Raw genomic sequence first — 20,871 nt, 5'->3', positions numbered from 1 at the left:
CAAATCGTCCGTTTGAAAAAGGATCCAAAACGGAACTATTTTTATGACCAAAACGGTTGTTACCCGTTGCTTTAAAGGTACTAATTTCAAGGGATTACACATAAAAAAAGCCCATCATAATAAATGGGCGTGTTTGAATTGATTTGTATTTTAAATATTAAAAATGTACTTATAATTGTATAGATTTCGAATGGCTTCTTCTTCTAACAGGGTATCATAATTTACATAGTGCTCCTTGGCGTAGTTCTTTAATTGTTTCCCAAATCGGCTTTCTACCTCTTTTTTGGACATAGAAAGCAACCGGTTTTGGGTTTCAATATCGAGATTGTTATAATTTAAATAGACCATCATCGTATATTTTGAAATTCAATTATAACAAACCATTATCTGCAAAACTGAAGTACTTCCCACAGGGACTTAAAATAATATGGTCTAATACTTTCACATCAAAATACGAACCTGCCTTTTTGATTTTCTGGGTTATTTCTTTATCCTGTTCACTGGCTTTTAGTTTACCACTAGGATGGTTATGACATAAAATAACCGCTGTACTAAGGCTTTTCAATATAACCGCATATAAGATTCGAATATCCACTAAAGTGCCTGAAATACCACCTATGGAAAGCGTATAAATTCCTTTTACTTTATTGGAATTATTCAAAAGCACTATTTTAAAGGTTTCTTGTAAAGCGATGGTATTCATATCAAAGGACTGTAAAAGAATCTCAGCAGCTTTAGTACTACTGGAAATAGTTGTCTCACAACTGGTCAAAAAGCTTTCTTTATAGGAGAGTTGAATTTCATTAACTTTATTTACCATTACTATTGATTTTAAATTGAACCGAAATAGTTAAATACAGCAGGTCGTGGACCTGCTGTATTTGTTTTAGCTTGCTTGGTTTCCACCAAGGAATAAAATTTCTGAAACGATAACCTCTGTTACATAGCGTTTAACTCCTTCTTTATCCTCATAGGAACGAGAAGAAAGTTTTCCTTGTACGGCAATTTCTTTTCCTGTACATACATATTCCTCGATAAGGGAGGCAACTTTCCCCCAGGCTACAATTTGATGCCAGTCGGTGTTGGTTTGTTTCTCTCCTTTGGAGTTTTTGTAGTTCTCATTGGTAGCTAAGGAAATTCTAGCTACTTTTTTTCCATCGTCTAAAACGGTTACTTGTGGTTCTTGTCCAACATTTCCGATTAACTGTACTTGATTTTTTAAGGTACTCATAACACATTGATTTAAAGTGCTACCGATGTGGTAGCGAGATTACACATTGATTTAAAATTTATTTTCAAAAACTTTGATTTACTTATTGTATCCAAAGCGTTTTTCTTTTTTTGCTTTTTGAGAGGCTTGTTTTGTATTTTTTGATATGATTTCATGCTTACATTTTTTAATGTTTTACTTCCCGTAGTGCCGTCGCTGTTATCTTTTTTTGATGCTGAATACCATTCAAAATTTCCATTTAGTTAAAACTTATAAAAAGAGAGCTTCCTTATGGAAGCTCCTGATTATGCAGTTGTACTAAATGGAAATTTTGTTTTTTTGCCATCCAAAAAAGAAAACAAGACGGCTCATACAGGTTGGGAATTAAAAATAAGTATGAAGAATATCACCAATTACAAGCCTATCAAAAATGATAGTGATAATGTAAAAATGGTACAGATGTTGAAGCTATCCGATTGATTTTATAGAAGTGCAATAATATAAGATGACTCTTTTTAAAGCATCATAAGCATCCATGACTTTAAAATAAAAGGTAACCCCAGTACTAAATAAGTTATCCATTTACTTTCTATCCTACCCCTTGTGCTTTTAAAATAGGTGATAAATAAAATCAATGCGTGAAATTGAAGATCACTGTTCTTAAAAGCGGTGAACAATTTAAATCAACCATTCTTCTTTACCATAAATAAACAATCCTCAAACCTAGGAAAAGTCAAAATACACATAGGAATTTTACATGATTAGAGGCTTTATAATCTAGAACACATGATTTCCCAAATGAAATGAGTAACCAATATTTTTTCAGAGTACAGACGTTAAAAATAAGACAAGAGCATCCAAAACCCATATTGATAAAGGTCTCCCGGTAAATAGAAAAAATGCAAAGTGCTTAAATCCACTATTTTTTTCTATGTATATTGCGCCCTTAACATACAAAAAAACATATGAACGATTTAGTTAAACAGATTGAAGCAGAATTTGAGTCTTTTCAAAAAGATGCTAATTTACAAGTAGAGAGTGGGAATAAAGCGGCAGGAACTAGAGCTCGTAAATCCTCTTTGGAACTCACCAAACTTTTTAAAGAATTTAGAAAGGTTTCCATAGAAGAAAGTAAAAAATAACTATAAAAAAGGCAGGCTAATTAAATTAGCCTGCCCATAATGTTTACTATCTTAATGAATAGTAAAAGAGATATCTTATAATTTATTTGAGTTTTTATGAATTATCAACTACAGCTGCACTCGGTGCATTTGATTTCACTGAAGTAATTCCTGTTTCCATTGCGGAAGTACTCGAATACATTTCACTAGTTCCAATCACCTGGCCATTGGTTGCCTTTAAATTAAAATATGGACTACCATCTTTAGCCGTATTTCGTTCAAACATTGTATCGTCTTGTGAATTTGTTCGAACAGATTCAATTCCATTCTCACATGCTGATTTGGTTGTATAGCCTTGACTACTTAATATTACTTGTCCATTAGCGGCTTTTAAATTGAACCTGTACTTTTCAGCTTTGTCGCTTATGATTTCAAATTTTCCCATATTTTTTAATTTTATCTTGAAGATAAAAATTTTAATTAGAATTTCAAAAAACAATAAATAGATGCATTTGAAATTAACTATTTGAAGCTTCTTTTATATAAACAGGAATAATTTTAAATTTAATTACTTTTGTATTTAAGGGTTTTTTAGCGGTAAGGAATGCTAGCACCTTGTGGGTGATGGGAGCAGTACTGGCTGCGAGAACAGCGTTAAAATACTTTAGCCCACAAAACCCTTTGATAGCAATATCAAGGGGTTATTATTTTTCAACTTGCTTTGTTATTGTTGGTTCTAAAGGACATTTCCTAATCATTTTAATAAAGTTCTGCACTACCTAGAACTGTCTAAACTTCAAGTATGTTTCGCTACGTATTTAAATTTGGATTATCAAAACTTAGGATTGATGAAATAAAAATCTTGCTTTATAATCCTTACTCAACCTATGGGAACGCTTAATAAAAGTAGTAGGTGCTATCAAAACTTTTCAGGAGACATTAGGAGAGACTGAAACGCACGTAAATTCTTAGATATATTTGCCAATAGAAATCCTATCGCTAAATAAAACTTGCTACAGTTTTGAATGGCTCTATAAGGAATAGGAGCTATGAGGCAACACATTTTTGCAGGAATGTTCGGGAAGTTAAACGACCAAAAAATGATTTCGGACTAGAAGACTTTGGACCACCACGAAAAACAGGTAAAGACTATTTTTAATACGAAACTCTCAAAATATTGGGACAAATCATTGTTTATAACAAAGATTTTGCCGTCCAAATCCAATAGAAGAATTTACCAGAAAATAACATTTTTAGAATTTAATAAATGAGAATCGCAAGGGAATATTAATAGCAATTAAATGTATTCTTAAATCAATTCAAATCATTATTCCATAATGGCATTTAAATGTTTATCGGTACAATTTGCCTTTAATGCTTCATGGCAAAAAACATTTATATGGATAACGGAGGTACCCAGAGATCAAGCTAGGTTGTTTTCATGTAAGTATAAACACTTGAATTATAAATTACGTAGTTATACGGTTATATAAAAAGTAGTATTAAAATAAATTTGAAAAAAGACCTAAAGGAGGGATAAAAATTTAATCCTCTTATTAATTAACCACTAAAATTATTAAAAATGGGAAAATCCAAAACAATTGAACAGAAAATGAAAGATGATCAAAAGTTTCGTGAATACATGAATCAATTGGATCAAGATTCAAAAAAAGAAGAAGAAAAGATTTTTAAAATTATTAAAGAAAATATTACTTCACATTATGAAGGTAATGGATGGGATCATGCTCGTTTTTTTGGTAACAGAAATAGTGATTACCAGAATTATGACGATTGGAGTTTAGCTAGAATTAACAATATGGTTGATATGATTGGTAATGCATTAAGTGACGGAAACTTCCCTTCAAAAGAAGTTCCAGGGTCAGAGGGTGCTGAAGAATCAACTGTTGAGGATGCAAAAGATTTTCTGGGTGCATTTCAGGGAGATTACAGCCTCATTATTAAAAGAGTTAAGGCAATTATCTCTGGGGTGCTGACTCAATTTGCTACAGCGAGTAAAACATCAAGAAAAACTACTTTTAAAGACATGCCCCTTTCTGGAGGATTACATCTATTCTTTGGATCTACAGGAGAAGTGTTTACCAATAATACTTTCTTTACTAATCAGTATATTGGTTCATTTCAAATTGTATTTGAGGTAATGATGAGTGTTGATGAAGCACAGGCAATTGGGGTTCAACAGATCTTAGCTACAACTGAGCAGGAATTAAGCATTTTAAAGAACCTTATTCTAGATGCTCGAAAAGCATCTGCCGAAAGCTTAAAAAAGATTTTAAAAGAAGATCCAGAAAAATATGTTGCAACTAAAGCTACATACGATTTAATACTTGCAGATTTGAAAAAAGATCGCGCCGAGGTAATGCTTGAATATGACAAATATAACCAGGTGACCAATACTATTGATCATTTATACACGGAAACAGCTACTAATAAATTAGTCTCATCAGCTCCAAAACATGATTTAAAAAATATTTTTAGTGAATGGGAATTCGGAATTGCTAAGCGTTACATCAATGAGAAGTATAATAATACAGCTTTAATTGACTAATCGTATATTTAAAAACTACAGGCAGTTGGTAATAAACTGCCTGTTTTTTTGATTTCAAGTTAAGCCATTCCAGCTAAACTTTTGTAATAACTAAATCTAGTCGGGTCCATTAAGAAGCGTTTTCTCACCCCCTATTTTAATCAATTCAGTGTATACTTCAGTTTGAATCAATCTAATTATTAGAATAAACTATGTATATAAGCAGCGACCTTGAAAGTTATCACCATATTCCTTTTTATTTAAAATTATTGAGCAATAAATACATGTAAATAGCAGTGCTTTTCATTCTGCAGTAATTCTATAAAAAACAAATTCTATATAAGGATTTACTAGTATTTCATTTCTCTCAATAATATTAAATAGTACTACAAATAAGCTAAGGTATGATACACTAAAAGTTATTAAACTCCCTGTATCAACCTAAAAAACCAATAAGCCATGCATTGAATGGCCTATTGGTTAATGTTAATATCTAAAATAATGGATTAAGGTAAACTCGCATTATTACCGCTAACTTGGCTTGCACAAGCAGACCAATACAATTTTAACTTTTCACCTTTTGGTAAATTATCTAATGCTACTTTTATTTTACTTTGGGTGGTAATTAAATCGGATAATGAAATGGTAGTACTAACAGTAATAACATTCTTCTTATTTCCAATTACCTTTTGACCCCAAGATGTTAATTCTCCTAAATCATACAGCATAAGGTCTGGAGCCAGTTCACCTCCTCTATATATAGCCATGGGAGGATCTATCAATGTATTCCCACTTCCATTGGCATGATGTAAAAGTATTTTTGTAATGGGTTGTTGTGTAATCAATGCTGCAGCCACGTCTGTCATAAGTGTATAGCCAACTGGCTGTAAAACATATAGGTCAATGGTTTCTGGAAGCTTAAAGTTTTTTGCTCCCCCTGAATAGCTTCCGTGTCCTAATAGGACAATATCTTTGTTAGATACATGTACGCTCATAATATAATTTTTAGATGGTTAATATTCTTTTTTAAATGAATCACAGAAACGTTAATAAGTAATGATTAGAACAGATTAGGATGTAATATGTGTCTATCGAATTTATTAACCGCGTTGCATACTGTAATTAATGTCAAATGTTTAATCCTTATGAAGCTTCAATTGATTAACTATACAAATAAAATCATATAAAGAAAAAGTGGAAAGAGTAAAATCCCCTATATTATAAAATCCGTAATTATACGTAGCGAACACGCGGAGGTAGAGGATGAATATTATTTAATATTGCATAAAGAACAATTCCTACTGTATTTTTAGCCCCCGTTTTATCTAAAATATTTTGTCGATGACTCTCAATTGTACGAACACTTAAGAATAATTTTTCCGCAATTTCTTGATTTGTATATTCTTTACATATTAATTTTAAAACATCTATTTCTCTTGGAGATAGTTCTTCATGACTAATTAAGCTGGGACGTTTTTGCTTAGAATTTAGATACCCTTTTAACATTTCATGGTCATTATGAGAAAAATAAATGCCCGTTTTATGAACCGTACCAATGGCCATTATAAAATCTTGTTTTTTAGCATTTTTGGGTAAAAATGCGGAAACTCCCATCTTTATCATATGACCAAAAACATTCTGTTTATAATGGGACGAAAGAATTATAATCTTTAGATGCTCATATATCTTTTTTATTTCTTCTACAAGTTCAAAACCATCCATAGGCTCCATTTGAAGATCAATTAAAACTATATCAGGATGCTCTTCTATGGGTAATTTTGAAAGTCTCTTAAGAAACCTTGTAGCATCAGTTTCAGCAATAGTTACCGAAATATTTTTATGCTCAGAGAATAAGAGTGTAATCCCTTCCACAAAGAGAGATTCATCATCAACAATTGCTATATTTATTAAATCTTTCATGAGTTATAAATCAGTATTATTAAACGTGTTCCTTTTCTTGAATCACTTTTCCATTTCCAGGTTGCTTCAATTGACTTTAATCTTGTCTCTATATTGTTTATTCCCATTCCTCTCTTAATTTCACTTAAGTTAAAGCCTATTCCATTATCCGCTAATACAATTGAAAAGGCGTTCGCTGAATCACGCAGATACAATTTTACTTCAGAGGCTTGAGCATGCTTTACGACATTTGAAATAAATTCTTGAACTATACGATAAATTTGAATTTCAATTAACCGTTCTTTTTTTTGATATGGATATGCTAAAAAAAACTGAATCTTAAAAAATAATTCAATATTTGATAACAGTTCTTCTATGGTAAGTATAAGTCCAAACCTTTCAAGTGATACTGGATAGAGTTCATGTGATATACTTCTTGTTTCGTTTATTAATTTCGGAACTAGATTCTCTATTACTGCTCTAGAATTTTTATTGCTCCAGGTGTCTTCATTGTCAATCCAAAGTGATAAAATATTTAATTTACTACCTATATGATCGTGTAAGAGATTAGCAATTTGTTTACGCTCATTTTCCTGAACTAAACTATATTGAATTCTAAGGTTTTTCTGATGATCCAATTCACTTTGGAACAACTTATTTTTTTCTTTTACAATCCTCCTTAGAAAAACTCTGTATATCAAAAAAAATAATATTAAAACAATTGATAATACTAAAATCAATATGACTAGATGGACTATATTTAGTTCTATTTGTTTAATTTGTAAAAGGCATAAAAGGATGACACATATAATATTGAACTCAATAGATTATTTATACTCCATAGAACATATGAACTATCACCATCGAGTGATGGCAATTGATTTAATACTAGAAATAAAAATAAAGATACAATGTAATAAAACAACAGGGCTTCATATACCAATAAAATTGGATTAGGCGTATTCCTCTTCGCTATTTCTTTCAATAGGATATAACCGCTCCCAATAATAAAAAACATTCGTGAAAAAATAAGGCTAAAACTAGGGCCAAATACCTTATCATATCTCCAAAGTAGTATGCCTTCAACGAAAAATAAAATACAGATTCCTATCAAAATCTTTCTCCAAATTCTAGACAATTTTAATTCCGCGGCTAGCATTTGAGAAAGCGTAAAAAATTCAAGTGCTATATAAAAAGGATATGTAAAACTGGTATCCTGACTTTTAAGAATATAAATTGAAAACTTATTAACTACTTCAACACATAACACGACTGCTAAATATGCTAGTAACCATTTCAAAATAACGCATTCATTCCTTTTATTGCTATAAATCCCATAGACAAAGGACACGAATAGTAGTATATTCGATAAAGTCAGGGAAATGAAAAAAAAATTTCGCATTTTAAAGTTAACTAAACAACCCAAAATCGTCAGATTCTCTACAAAATGGAGGGCATGGTTGTGAGTAATCTTGAGTATTCATTACCTCTGGTGTATCAACAGATATTCCCCGAATGATTCTTGAATCCTTTTTACCAGAACTGTGTGTAGCTACAAAAATTAAGTTAGGAAGTGATTTTTGGTATACTATAGAAAACTTTAATCCAAATAGTATCTTTATTTCATTATATTTACTATCATTAATTAGCATATCTGCATCAGAAAAAGGCACTTTAAAAGCTTTGAAAATGTTTTCTCCATTAGCTTTTTCACATTCATAATAAAACCAATCCATACAGTTATTTTTCCATAATTCAATGTCATTTACGGATGCTCTTTGGCTTATACGTGGTTCATTATTGATTGGTAGATTGTTGTTTTCACAATAACTAATAACATTTAGGTTTTTATCCAAAACTGTTTTTTTAGTAGTCACAAAAGTATCCTCTTCAACCAGTGTCAAATTATTTGCTATTGGTCCATAACTTGAATAGATGAAAAAATCTAACTTCTTTTCTTTTCCTTGGTTATTTAAAGGCACGCTAATTAAAATAAGCTTACTATTATGAATACCTACATAGATATGAAAAAAACTATAATCATTCTTATTCTTGAGCCATAAATAATCCTCCAAACTGAAGCTAAAACTAGAAAATGGAGCTATTAATTTACTTATTTTGGAATAATCGCATCTGGCTTCATTCCAGATTTGAATCGCTTTAATACAATTCTCCTTATTGAGTTTATTTAATGGCATATCGGTAGCTAGATTTGGTTAAACAACAGGTTTTTATATGTATAAAATTAAGAAAAGAAATTTATAGATATGACAGAATCGCCAATTTCTTTTCCACTAAAGCCCATATAAATTCTAATTTAGCTTACTCTCATCTACTTTACCCTATTTATACTATTGATCCTTGTAAAGCTTCATATGTACTTCTATTTAATAACAATTCTTCTTTTATTTAATGGATTGCGCCATTTAATTCTTATTTACTTGCGATACATACGATTTTAATACTTGGATTCTCACCAAAAAAATGTACTTTGTTGGAGTAATACAATTACAATTTGGAACAAGCTTTTGGTAACTAACAATAGTATCCCATACTATAAAAACATTGACAATTTACAATTCAACTTAACATTTTACAAGATAAAGAAGGAGTAGGATACCCTTCTAATAATTCATAATAAAAAATAAAGTTTTGTTTACCACTAATATGATAAAGGTCATAATAAATAATAAAGTAACAGTTATAACATGATTACTATTTAACTATTTTCAAAACTTCCTCTAAAATTTTCACTGTAAACTCAATAAACCTAGGGGAAACTTAAAATGTCGTTTAATCTACAAATAAGTGCAAATTCTTTCATTATGATCATTTTTAATATTCATGTTAAAGACGATTAGGTTTTCAATATGGGTACATAATGAAACGCTTTTATATTTTTATACAATAGGATGTAATAGCTTTTATTTTTTCGCCCTTTACACTTTGAAAAATATAAAAATCTGAAAATGCATAATCCTCTCCATTTTCCATTATCCTTATACCATTTGCCGCTCCTCCTTTGCCGTGAGATAAGATCTGGTCCAATATCAATTCAGCGGTTTTCACACATGGCACTTCTTCTAAAGCCTTTATAAAATTTGCCTTCCCTTCAATTTTTTGGCCTCCAATAATACTCCAAACGATATCATCTGTCACATTTTTAATTAAAAATATAAGATTCACTTCAGCAAAGGCTATGCTAAACTTTTTTAGGAATTCCATTTTGGGCGAATTACCACAATAAGGGCTTGCTATTACTTTGGTCATTTTTTATCATTATTAGCATTACATATTTTCATTATAGAGAAGATTAAATTTATGCCCGTCTGGGTCGACAAAAACACAAACGAAAAATCCATTTTCATCATAGAATTCTTTTCTGTCTACGTTTGAATCGAATAAAATACTGCCGCCTGCCTTACTTATTTGAGTCACCCAACGGTTGTATTCGTCTTTGCTCTCTGCTGCCATGGAAAACATCACTTCATTCCCAATATTTAAGTCAGCAGATTTACCTTCTAGACTCGATTCTAACTTTTCTTTTTTAAAGAAGTGAATTACAAAATTATCTGCTCCAAAAAAGAAACTAACTAAATCATCTGATGGGTTTCCATTTAACTCAAAGCCCAAGGATTGATAAAAAGTTTTAGTGCGGACGATATTTTCCACACCTAAGTTTGCCCATATTTTTTTTGTCAGCATATTATTTTATTTATCTATCTAATTTCATACAACCAAGAATTCTTTTCTAACAAATGTTCTTAATATACTAGAATATTCCAATATCTACATTTCATTCATTGTTTTTGCTATAGTCAGATCGTCTGGTTTGGCTAATATTGAACCATTCATTAATAGTTTTTTCTTACACTTAATCCATCTAGCTGAGCTACTACAAACGCATTTAGTTCAAGATTTACCATCTCTCAGTGAAATCGTGATTTTCTACTTCAACGAATCCATTCAGCGACAACAGATTATAAAAAATCTAAGTATGGCATAACTAGTCATTGCTACTTTTATTCCTTTTTGATATCAATATTTCTACTAGAACAGTTGCCAATTCTTTCGGCTTGGTAAGCATGGGCCAATGTCCCCCATCTAATTTTTCAAAGGTTATTTTCTCAAAATTAGAATTAGTTTTAATACTTTTAGTTAAGAATCCTCCTATATAATAGACAGGCATACTCCTAAGAACATCATTATGTATTTGCACCTTATCCGTTACCGTTCTTCCAGGATGACTCATCATACTATTGACTAAGTAATCTATTTGATCTTTCGATAAATATGATTGAGATTGCAATTCTTTTTTAGTAGGGAATGGCCACCAGCCATTATTTTCCTCAATTGACTTAGTTTCTGATGCCACATCCAGTCCTGCCACTTCTAGCAAGGACTTATTATTTTCAGGCAAAAAAGCTTCAATAAAAACTAAACCTACAACTTTATCTGGAATGCGCTCTGCTGCCAAGTAAGCAACAAATCCTGAATAGCTGTGCCCTACTAAATAAAATTGATCAGTTTTATGAGTTTCAATAAAATTTACAACATTTTGTATGTGAGTCTCTAAATCAATGTGCTTTTCAGTAATCTCTTTATTAAGTCCATCCAAAGTTATCGAATGTGATTCGATCCCTAAATTGTAGAGTTCATTAACGAAAAGCTTCCAAATAGATGCATCTGACCAAGCTCCGGGAATTAAAATGAGTCTTGTATTTTCCATTTCTATCATATGATATCAGAAGTAAAAAGAGCTATGACCAATTCAATTGCCAAGAAACTCCGAACCTATCCTCTACAAAAGTAAATTGTTTACTAAACCCATAGTTATCCATAGGCATTTTTACAACTCCATTTTCTGATAGTCTCACAAAGAGATGTTCAATTTCTTCTTTTGAATTACATTCTACCCAATTCGATACCGCAGGTGTAAAAGTCCATTCGTGTTGAATAAAACTATCGCTACACATAAATTGTTTCCCGTTTAATTCAAAAATTGCTCTAATGATTGTTCCTTTTGTACCAGGGCCATCTTTTCCGTAGCGTTGTATCTCTATTATTTCTGAATTATAGAATAAATCGACATAAAAATTCATTGCTTCTTCAGCGTTGTTTTTTTGGAATGTTAGAAAAGTTGAGATTTGTTGTTTCATAACTTTGCTACTTGTTAATTTATCTTTCGCAGTAGTTCTTTAATCTTAGTAAAAACATGGCCCAATTATAATTGCACCAACCGTAAAACTCCGTGCGAGCTCTCCAGTCAAAATGTTTCAATTTAATGGTTGTGACCTTATTTCTTTCACTAAGTTCAAAAGATACTTTAGTGCCTATCCATTCTTCATCTGATGCAATACATTCCCAAACAATTTTACTGTTTTGAACTAGTTCTACAATCTTAAACTTTGTAAGATAACCTTCATCAAAATCAAACTCATTAACAAAACCTACTTCAGGTTTTACTTTTAGTTTTGTTGTCCAAATATTTCCTAAGCCTTCTTCATGAATAAGTGTTTTATAGACCTTAAAAACAGGAACATTGACGTAATTGATGTGTTCGATGCTTTCCATAAAAATTTATTCTTATTGCAAGGAATGAAATCCAATGGAGTTGCCTTCCGTATCTTTGACTATTGAAACAAAACCGTGTTCACCTATCCCCATTTTTGCTTGAATGATTTCTGCTCCATTTTCTGTTGCTCTATTCTCTAGAACTTTACAATCTTCACAGCCAAAATAAACCAAACTTCCATTAGTAGAAGGCTTTGTAGATTCCATTTTCACCAAAGCACCAGCAGCACCGTAACTTTCCATATCACTCGGGAAGCTTTTCATTTCTACAGAATTATTTGTTGGGTCACTTATATTTTGCATTGTTATTTGAAATACGTTTTCATAAAACTTTGCAGCTCTATCTATATCGTTCACATAAATTTCGAACCACACCACTGGATTAAAATCCTTCATCTTTTATATTCTTTTAATTGTTAGTATCACAAAATTGAAAAAAGAAAATCAATAAAATCTTGTCTTATGGCAAGTTCTATGTTTCAGACAATACTTCTTTTCTTATTCTACTCAAAGAGGTATCAGTAACTCCTAAATAAGTAGCAATGTGTTTTAAGGGTGCCTCTTTAATGATTTGAGGTTTTTCTTGTACTAAGTTTATATAGCGTTGTGAAGCACTTTGTATATGCATATTAACAGCACGGTGTTTTGCCAAAAAAAGTTGGTGAGACATCCAATTACGACCCCACTCAGTAAAACCTTCTATAGTTGTATATAACTTTTGGAAATCGTTGAATGTAATTTTATAAACCTCGCAGTCTGTTAATGCCTGAATGGTTTCTTTTGATGGTATTCGAAGGAATAGTGAAGCTACTTCAATGAGAATATCATTAGGACCAAAAAAATCGGTGGTAATTTCATTTCCTTTATAATCGATCACATATGAACGAAATAAACCTTTTTTTATCAAATAATAAGCATTACTTATTTTATGTTCATTCAGTACAATTTCATTTTTTGAAAATGTAACTTTTATATGGGATTCAATAATGTTCTTGTAATCCCCTTTTTTAATGTTCTGATGATTGTATATATTTTCGAAAAAGGAAGCTTTCATAGACTTATACATTTAGATAAAAATATAATTTATTTTTTATTTAATTTAATTGCTCATGAAATATCAGATTCAAAAATGTCGTCTGTAAATTCTGCACCAAATGCTTAACCTATTTTTAGAAATTTATTACTCACTCATTCCAGAAGTTAAGACTTGTCTATAAATTCATTTTCATTAATGAATGAAAATGACTTCCTTAATGGGATAGACTAATGCTTATAAGTAATTATATTATAGCTTTATACAGGAAAACCATTAAAATATTAAGTTCTCATCGCAAAGAAAAACCATTACGAAAGTTATGTTTTTTTTCGATTCTATATATTTTTTGAATTAAGACTACTTCAAGGATCAGAACATCCCTAATAGGGGTTACGGAATACTTATTTGGATCGTTTTATAGCCAAGTCCCCCTTTCAAACCACTCCATAACCTTATCTACTCCCCCTTTATCTATTTGAGAATTCAATTTACTTAATTGATGTAAAACATAAACTTTTACTAAAAATAGATTAACGGCAAGAAATGTTTTAGCTCCTAGTGTGTAATCTAAGCAGTTGCGAGTGAAAAACTTTAGCCCATTAAAACCCCTAGCTTTTTCTAACTAGGGGTTATTTTATAATTATTTACTAAACACAATTAAGATTTTTATGCAATCGCTTTATTTTGATATATTTTACTAAACATTAAGTAGAGTATCCCACATAAAATCCATGCTGGTAAAGTAACAAAAGATAAAAACACATCAAACTGAATAGAAATAAAATAAAATATTCCAAAGCTTATAGCCCATGCTAAAAAAACAGATTTATTAAATGCTAGGTTCGCAACCTCTGCATAATTTTTAATAATACCTGCCTTTTTATAAAAGAAATGTTCAAAAACTATGATGGCGCCAAATGGTGCTAATATAAATCCATATATTGCTACAAAATCTAGGAGTTTCATTGCAAAAGCTGGAAATAAACCTGCAATTGTAGCTATACTCCCTGCTAAGATGGTAACTTTTGCTGTTGACATCTTGGGTAAAATAGCTTGAAATGCTAATCCAGCTCGATATATTGTAGGATTTGCAGTAGTCCATCCTGCTAAAACTACAGCTATAATACCTAAAATACCAATAGCATTATTAGCTAAAGGTCCTGGTGCTACTGGGGGAGCTTCTCCATTAGAAAGAAAAGATTGCGCTTCAGGTGATTTCAAATAAACTGCATATAATAAAGCTGCAGCTATCCATGCCATATAATGACCTACATACATTCCTGCTGCTGTTGCCCATCCTGCTTTCGCTTCTTTTGCAAATCTAAATACTGATAAATCCGACATTCCAATATGCATGGCGCCATTTGCAAACCATGACCAAAGAACTACATGCCAAAAGGTAAATTTGATCTGACCTGGAAAAGGTTCAGAACCTTCACCCCATATATTCCAAAAATCTGAAAAACTACTAACACCTAATTGATTAAGCGCTACGATACCACTTACAAAAAAAGCTATTACAATTACAGGCGACATCCAATTTGCTGCTTTTGTAACCGTATCATATCCTCTTGCAGCAATTATAGATATTACAGCCCCTATTAAGATTACTATGATAACCCAAGTTAAACCATTTGGCATAGTGTCAGTAAGTTTTGGCATGGGCATATCAAATGGAATCCCAACAGCAGTAGCGGAAACTGTTATCATTGATCCTGCTAAAAAACAAAATAAAATTCCGTTTGCTAAATTGTAACCTGTGACTAATTTCCTGCCACATATTTTTTCTAACTGAAAGTATAAAGTAAATCTATTTTTAACAGCTATTTCCGCTGTAAGATATCGCCAACTTAAAACTGCTAATATATTTCCGATTAATAAGCCAATAATTAAATCAAAGGCACTCACTCCAGCTGTTAAGAATAATGGACCTATCATAAACTCAGTACCAGCAGCATGTTCTCCAGCATACATCCCTATAAAACTCTTCCATCCTTTAAGCTTAGATTCTGGTACCCGTGTTCTTTCAAATTCTCCTCCTGATAATTTTTCAATTACCTCTAGTTCTTGTTGGTTTTGAGACATAATATATTAAGTTAGTTAACAGTCAATAGTATTTTTAATATTACAATCAGTGTAAAATTCTAGTAGTATTTTGCATAAACTACACGGGTTTGCAAGTATTCTTCCATTCCATGTTTTCCATCTGCGCCACCGATTCCAGATTTTTTCCACCCTGCATGAAAACCTTGAATAGCCTCGAAATGCTCTCTATTTACATACGTTTCCCCAAATTGTAAGTTATTGGTAGCTTGCATAATATTGTTGAAGTTTTCCGAAAAGATAGAAGAAGTTAATCCATATTGGCAATCATTAGACATTGCGATAGCTTCATCTAAGGTATTAAACTTCATTACTGGTAAGACTGGTCCAAAAACTTCCTCCTGAATGATTTGCATATCTTGGGTACAGTTGGTCAACAATGTAGGTTCATAAAAGTATCCTTTTGCGAACTTTTCATGACGTTTCCCTCCCACTAAAACTTCTGCTCCTTCTTTTTTTGCAAACGCTACCATTTCAGAAATTTTATCTATTTGCGACTTTGATACTAAGCTACTCATATCAGCATCAATTCCTGTTAATGCATCTTCTACAGTAACTTGTTGCATTTTCACGGTTAGTTTTTCTACAAATTCATCATAGATACTGTCTTCCACATATACACGTTCTGCACAATTACAAACTTGACCGCTAAATATAACTTTGGATGCAACTATAGAATTTAAAGCTAAATCCATATTTGCATCAGCACAAACAATAGCTGGTGCTTTTCCTCCTAATTCCAACGATACTTTAGTAATATTTTCTGCGGCAGCACTAATTATTTGTTGCCCTGCTCCTACACTTCCTGTTAAACTTATAATACCAGTAATAGGGCTTTTACAAAGTGCATTTCCCACCGTTCTACCCGAACCACAAACAAAATTTAAAACTCCAGCAGGTAATTCTATCTTTTGTATGAGATCTGCAAACTCCATAATTGTATTTGGAGCTTCCGAACTTGGTTTTATCACACATGTATTTCCTGTTACAAGAGATGCGGCAACCTTTCTCGCCATTACAAAAAACGGAAAATTCCAAGGACATATCCCCACTGCTACTCCAATAGGAACTTTATGTAAGTAAATATGCTCCTTCTCTCTATCACTCTGAATAATTTCTCCTTCAATACGTCGTGCCCAACCAGCATTATAATCAAAGTAATCCGCTGTCACATCAATTTCTATTTGTGCTAACCCAATTACTTTTGCTTGCTCTTTTGATAAGGTCTCAGCTAAGAAAACTCTATTTTTTCTAATAACAGTAGCCATATTATGTAAAAAAGAAGCTCTTTTAATAGCTGGCAAAGACGCCCATGCAGGTTGTGCTGACTTGGCGGATTCAAGAGCATTATTAGCATCCTCTTCTGTTCCTGTAGGTATGGTACTAATAATTTCTTCGGTACATGGATTTAATATTTCTATTCCTGATGTTGATTTAGAATCTACAAATTGTCCGTTTATAAATTGCTTATAGTGTTTCATTATCTTAAAATTGGTGTATTATTATTTAATTAAGTGATTTTTAAAGTCACTAGTCTTTTCACAACAAAGCTGTTCCATTACTTGTTGTAATTCTGTTTTTAAAAGTGAAATGGTATGATTTCCTCCTTTATGTCCTAATGCAGAGACTCCATACATGAAAGAACGTCCCATGAAAGTGAATTTAGCACCAGTAGCCATTGCCCGAGCCACATCCGGACCAGAACGAATGCCACTATCCATCATTACCTCGATTTGATCACCATACTTGTTAGCAATAGTAGATAAGGGTTTTATAGTGGACTCTCCGGCATCTAGTTGTCGACCTCCATGGTTTGATACTATTATTCCATCTAAGCCTAATTTTATTGCTTCTTCTGCGTCATATTCTGAAGCTACTCCCTTTAGCACAAGTTTCCCCTTCCACATGTCTCTAATGGGCTTTATTTTCTCTTCATTTAATCGTCCATTAAATGTTTGATCCATAAATTTCCCCAATTGTTTTAAATCTAAACCTTTTGGCATATATGGTTTGAGTGTTTCAAAATTCGGCTGTCCATGCTTAAGAGTTTGTAAAGCCCAGTGCGGACTTCCTAAAACCTGTAAGATATTTTGAAGAGACATTTTAGGAGGCATAGCCAGTCCATTACGTATATCTCGAGGCCTAAATCCAAAAGTAGGAACATCGCATAGTATAACTAATACTGGACATTCTGCTGCTGCTGCCCTATTTATAATATCATCTCGTAATCTATTCTCGGTTGGGTGATAAAGTTGAAACCAAGCTTTTCCCTCTGTTAATTTACTTGCACGTTCTATACTAGTGGTGGTAACTGTACTTAAAATAAAAGGAATATTGTGTTGATGTGCTGCTTTGGCTAATATTTCTGGCGAATTTGGCCACATCAGTCCTTGTAAACCCACGGGAGCTATTCCAAAAGGGGCATCATACTCTATCCCAAAAAGATTCGTTTTCAAACTCGATCCCTGATGAGTTCTTAAATAATTAGGCTTCAACTGGACTTCTCTTAATTCAGATGTATTTCTAATTATATTAACATCCTCATTACAACCGCCATCTAAATATTCAAAAGCAAATTTTGGTATTTTCTTTTGAGCTTTAGTTCTTAAGTCGTCAATAGATGGATATCGTGTATCAAAATTCATTGCCATTGTATACTTATTATGCTAAAAACTTTTTTCTTAAGTCTTCCACTTGATTATCATTTATAGGAACCATCTCTCCTAAGGAATTCCCGAGTACTATGGATTTTGCACTAAATTCCGCCACCTCCAAATAATCAAAAGTTTGAAGTAATTTATCACCCGTAATAATAACTGAGTCATTTTCAATTATTAATGCCGTAGCACAATTATCTACTATTTCGGAATTATTACTGTTCCTTAAATGAGATCCATATTTTATAGCGTTAATATCTTGTAAAAAAATCCAACTCTCTGGTATTGTTCTCACATTTAAATAGGTCCCTGTTACTCCAAATGCCATTAAATAAGGTGATTGAGTCATAATAATAGAATTGACATTGGGGTTACGATTATAAATCTCTTGATGAATCCAAGCGGCTCTACTAGGAGTTTTACCTTTTTCGCGATGTCCATCTTTAATTTGCACAATGTCTTCAATACCTAAATCCCATCTATTCATACCCGTTGGGGTTATAAGAAAGTCATTTTCGTTCCATCGCATAGAAACTGTTCCGTAGGTACTTATCATTAACCCTTGTTGACAAGCGCGTTGGACAATATTACATATTTCCAAACGCTTTTCTACTTCATCGGATGGAAACACTGTTTCTTCCATTTCTGGCAAAACTCCAGTGGCTTGGGCTTCAAAATCATTTATCTGCTGATCTGATAAATATTTTGGAGTTCCTATTTGAGATCCATATAGAATAGTCCGTGCACAAAATTCCAAAGTTTCAAAACGTTCAAAAGCATCTGTTAAATCACTACCTCCAAGCACGGTACCATGATTTTCCATAATTACAGCTTTATATCCCTTTTTAAATTCATCTGCAATCACAGCTCCTAACGCTTCACTTCCAGGTAATTTATACTCAGCATATCCAATTGGCCCACATACATGCCTAGCCTGTGAAATAATATTAGTATTAGGAATTTTTCTTACAATACTGAAAGAAACTAATGCTGGTGGATGGGCATGAATTACAGATTTTATATCTGGCCTTGCCTCATAAATTGCTTTATGAAAAGGAAACTCTGATGATGGTTTATGCTTACCAAGTATGGTTCCATCCTTTTTGACACAAATAATATCCGAAGCTCTTAATGAACCTTTATCAATGGCTGAAGGAGTAACCCAAATATCTCCATTATTATCAATTACAGAAATATTTCCTCCAGAGGTAGTTGTCATTCCTCGCTTATATATCCTACTAATAATGGTAGTTATTTCATCTCGAGGATGTATTAATTTTGTTTTTCTTGGCATTTTTTTTGAATGAAAATTTTAAATAAAATAGCTTCAGATTCTAAATGATTGTTTTAAGTTACTATAAATGGTACATGCTTTTTAAGTGCATAATTTCTTTTTAAAAATTTAGAATTTAATTTTGCATCCGATATAGAGATAGCAGCTCCTAAAGCAGAACCTAAAGAAGAATCGGTGGTTCTTAACTTCATACCTCTAAAATAATGTGCTAATAACTTAATATATACATCATTATCACTAAAACCACCATCGACATAAATTCTAGAGATATCATCTGCTCCTATTGCTTTTTTTATACTTTGAATTTGTAGTAAAACTAATTCTGTCATTAATTGATGATATGCCTCTTCATAATTTTCAAAAATCATTTCCGTTTTAACTGGCATATCAACATCATGGATACCTTCCCATTTAAAACAGTATTTAAAATCATCTATAATTTTTAAATACAAATCATAATCAAATCTCACATGACGGTGATATTCATCGGGAACATCAAAAAAGGCATCCAGTTTTTTTACTTGTAGCTTATATTCATTCCCCAAAAATAAACGTGTAGCCTTAACTGGCTTCCCATTTATTCTCATATAATTTATTGCTTCATTATCATTTACCTCAGTAGTTATTGGGTTTTCTGTAAACGGATTAAAAACGATGCTCCAAGTTCCTGTAGAAACCAAAACGAATTTTTTCTTTATACTCCTTACATAAGGTAATAATGCAGCAGAGCTATCGTGAATACCCACTCCTATTTTGATTCGTTTACCGTTATAATTCATATTAATACTTGTTTCAGTTGAAACAATTGGAGGTAAAATCTTATCTAAACCTTCTTGATACACCCAACTATGGTAATCTTTCTGGTTAAAATCCCAAAGAGCAGTATGGCAACCTATACTTGTATATTCACTTAAGGGTATGCCTGTAAAAATATAACTAAGGTATTGTGGGAGATGCAAAGAGTACTTTATCTTGTTGTATATTTCTGGTTTTGTCTTTTTAATCCAATATAACTGTAAACCTGAATTCAACAAACTTAAGTCTGAGCAACCGGTTATTTTTAGAAAATCCTCTTTAGGTCCATATGCTTCAAAAAAAGAATTTATTATCGATTCAGGTAAAGGTTTAGTATAATTAAATAAAGGTGTTAATGGATTTCCATCCTTATCTAAATGAACTAAACTAGCTCCATAAGTAGAGAAGTTTATTGCTTTCACATCAAACTCATCTGCTTTTAGTATACGATTAAAAACCTCTTTCAGCCATTTATGTAATGCTGGAAGATTTTCGGTTGGATGTCCATCTTCATCCAGAATTTCATCAAAAGAGATATACTCTTTATGAACTTCCTTAAAATTCTTATCAAATAAGAAAAACTTCTTATTGGTTTTACCAATATCAAATACTGCTGTTACTTTTTGTTTCATGTATA

Annotated in this window: 23 protein-coding genes; 3 read left to right on the top strand and 20 right to left on the bottom strand. The window is 32.0% G+C overall.

All coding sequences use genetic code 11. From position 1 onward, the window contains the following. Positions 1-150: 150 nt before the first annotated feature. The 3 genes from ACN0TY_RS08725 to ACN0TY_RS08715 all read right to left on the bottom strand — a co-directional run bounded on the left by ACN0TY_RS08725 (position 151) and on the right by ACN0TY_RS08715 (position 1,231). Complete coding sequence (locus tag ACN0TY_RS08725; protein ID WP_417444192.1) at positions 151-348, bottom strand: hypothetical protein; 198 nt, start codon at positions 346-348, stop codon at positions 151-153. Positions 349-370: 22 nt separating this feature from the next. Continuing rightward, positions 371-820, bottom strand: a complete 450-nt coding sequence (locus ACN0TY_RS08720) for a JAB domain-containing protein (RefSeq protein ID WP_417444181.1) — start codon at positions 818-820, stop codon at positions 371-373. A gap of 66 nt (positions 821-886) precedes the next feature. Beyond that, a complete protein-coding gene (locus tag ACN0TY_RS08715) occupies positions 887-1,231 on the bottom strand; it encodes a single-stranded DNA-binding protein (RefSeq protein ID WP_417444180.1) in 345 nt (114 codons plus the stop codon). A 270-nt stretch (positions 1,232-1,501) separates the two neighbouring features. On the opposite strand from ACN0TY_RS08715, the gene ACN0TY_RS08710 reads away from it, so the two are divergent. After that, positions 1,502-1,690, top strand: a complete 189-nt coding sequence (locus tag ACN0TY_RS08710; RefSeq protein ID WP_417444179.1) for a hypothetical protein — start codon at positions 1,502-1,504, stop codon at positions 1,688-1,690. A gap of 485 nt (positions 1,691-2,175) precedes the next feature. After that, a complete protein-coding gene (locus tag ACN0TY_RS08705; protein WP_417444178.1) occupies positions 2,176-2,352 on the top strand; it encodes a histone H1 in 177 nt (58 codons plus the stop codon). 94 nt (positions 2,353-2,446) lie between these two features. Here the strand turns inward: ACN0TY_RS08705 and ACN0TY_RS08700 are convergent, their stop codons facing one another. Further along, complete coding sequence (locus ACN0TY_RS08700; RefSeq protein WP_417444177.1) at positions 2,447-2,776, bottom strand: YegP family protein; 330 nt, start codon at positions 2,774-2,776, stop codon at positions 2,447-2,449. Between the two features lie 1,137 nt (positions 2,777-3,913). Here ACN0TY_RS08700 and ACN0TY_RS08695 point away from each other — a divergent pair. Then, positions 3,914-4,897, top strand: coding sequence for a hypothetical protein (locus tag ACN0TY_RS08695; protein WP_417444176.1), 984 nt, complete (start codon positions 3,914-3,916; stop codon positions 4,895-4,897). Between the two features lie 485 nt (positions 4,898-5,382). On the opposite strand, the gene ACN0TY_RS08690 is transcribed toward ACN0TY_RS08695, so the two are convergent. From ACN0TY_RS08690 to ACN0TY_RS08615, 16 genes are all read right to left on the bottom strand, one after another. Further along, positions 5,383-5,871 carry a putative adhesin gene (locus ACN0TY_RS08690; RefSeq protein WP_417444175.1) on the bottom strand — a complete coding sequence of 163 codons (489 nt, stop codon included), beginning with the start codon at positions 5,869-5,871 and terminating at the stop codon, positions 5,383-5,385. A 238-nt stretch (positions 5,872-6,109) separates the two neighbouring features. Next, on the bottom strand, positions 6,110-6,796 hold the full coding sequence (locus ACN0TY_RS08685) for a response regulator (RefSeq protein WP_417444174.1): 687 nt from the start codon (positions 6,794-6,796) through the stop codon (positions 6,110-6,112). After that, the gene (locus tag ACN0TY_RS08680; protein ID WP_417444173.1) at positions 6,793-7,476 is read right to left on the bottom strand and encodes a sensor histidine kinase; all 684 of its coding nucleotides are present in this window, start codon (positions 7,474-7,476) and stop codon (positions 6,793-6,795) included. Before ACN0TY_RS08680 ends, ACN0TY_RS08685 begins: the two co-directional genes overlap by 4 nt. Positions 7,477-8,184: 708 nt before the next feature. Beyond that, positions 8,185-8,973 carry a hypothetical protein gene (locus tag ACN0TY_RS08675; RefSeq protein ID WP_417444172.1) on the bottom strand — a complete coding sequence of 263 codons (789 nt, stop codon included), beginning with the start codon at positions 8,971-8,973 and terminating at the stop codon, positions 8,185-8,187. 694 nt (positions 8,974-9,667) lie between these two features. Continuing rightward, entirely contained in the window at positions 9,668-10,045 is a 378-nt protein-coding gene (locus ACN0TY_RS08670; protein WP_417444171.1) for a nuclear transport factor 2 family protein, read from the bottom strand. An 18-nt stretch (positions 10,046-10,063) separates the two neighbouring features. Continuing rightward, positions 10,064-10,480 (bottom strand): VOC family protein, encoded by a 417-nt coding sequence (locus ACN0TY_RS08665; RefSeq protein ID WP_417444170.1) that lies wholly within the window; start codon positions 10,478-10,480, stop codon positions 10,064-10,066. 301 nt (positions 10,481-10,781) lie between these two features. Continuing rightward, a complete protein-coding gene (locus ACN0TY_RS08660; RefSeq protein WP_417444169.1) occupies positions 10,782-11,504 on the bottom strand; it encodes an alpha/beta fold hydrolase in 723 nt (240 codons plus the stop codon). A gap of 31 nt (positions 11,505-11,535) precedes the next feature. Beyond that, the gene (locus tag ACN0TY_RS08655) at positions 11,536-11,934 is read right to left on the bottom strand and encodes a VOC family protein (RefSeq protein WP_417444168.1); all 399 of its coding nucleotides are present in this window, start codon (positions 11,932-11,934) and stop codon (positions 11,536-11,538) included. A gap of 19 nt (positions 11,935-11,953) precedes the next feature. After that, a complete protein-coding gene (locus ACN0TY_RS08650; RefSeq protein WP_236960649.1) occupies positions 11,954-12,349 on the bottom strand; it encodes an SRPBCC family protein in 396 nt (131 codons plus the stop codon). A 12-nt stretch (positions 12,350-12,361) separates the two neighbouring features. After that, positions 12,362-12,745: a VOC family protein gene (locus ACN0TY_RS08645; protein WP_417444167.1), complete on the bottom strand. Its 384-nt coding sequence runs from the start codon at positions 12,743-12,745 to the stop codon at positions 12,362-12,364. 76 nt (positions 12,746-12,821) lie between these two features. Further along, on the bottom strand, positions 12,822-13,403 hold the full coding sequence (locus ACN0TY_RS08640) for a Crp/Fnr family transcriptional regulator (RefSeq protein WP_417444166.1): 582 nt from the start codon (positions 13,401-13,403) through the stop codon (positions 12,822-12,824). A gap of 648 nt (positions 13,404-14,051) precedes the next feature. Next, positions 14,052-15,470, bottom strand: coding sequence for a purine-cytosine permease family protein (locus tag ACN0TY_RS08635; protein ID WP_417444165.1), 1,419 nt, complete (start codon positions 15,468-15,470; stop codon positions 14,052-14,054). Positions 15,471-15,529: 59 nt separating this feature from the next. After that, positions 15,530-16,969, bottom strand: coding sequence for an aldehyde dehydrogenase (aldA, locus tag ACN0TY_RS08630; RefSeq protein WP_417444164.1), 1,440 nt, complete (start codon positions 16,967-16,969; stop codon positions 15,530-15,532). Positions 16,970-16,990: 21 nt separating this feature from the next. Further along, positions 16,991-18,139, bottom strand: a complete 1,149-nt coding sequence (locus ACN0TY_RS08625) for an alpha-hydroxy acid oxidase (RefSeq protein ID WP_417444163.1) — start codon at positions 18,137-18,139, stop codon at positions 16,991-16,993. Positions 18,140-18,149: 10 nt separating this feature from the next. Further along, the gene (locus ACN0TY_RS08620) at positions 18,150-19,439 is read right to left on the bottom strand and encodes a class II aldolase/adducin family protein (RefSeq protein WP_417444162.1); all 1,290 of its coding nucleotides are present in this window, start codon (positions 19,437-19,439) and stop codon (positions 18,150-18,152) included. 53 nt (positions 19,440-19,492) lie between these two features. Then, a complete protein-coding gene (locus ACN0TY_RS08615; protein WP_417444161.1) occupies positions 19,493-20,866 on the bottom strand; it encodes an FGGY-family carbohydrate kinase in 1,374 nt (457 codons plus the stop codon). Between the last annotated feature and the right edge of the window lie 5 nt (positions 20,867-20,871).

This window comes from Joostella sp., assembly GCF_048266025.1.
GTDB lineage: Bacteria > Bacteroidota > Bacteroidia > Flavobacteriales > Flavobacteriaceae > Galbibacter > Galbibacter atrarenae.
This window is presented reverse-complemented; position numbering and strand designations above follow the sequence as displayed.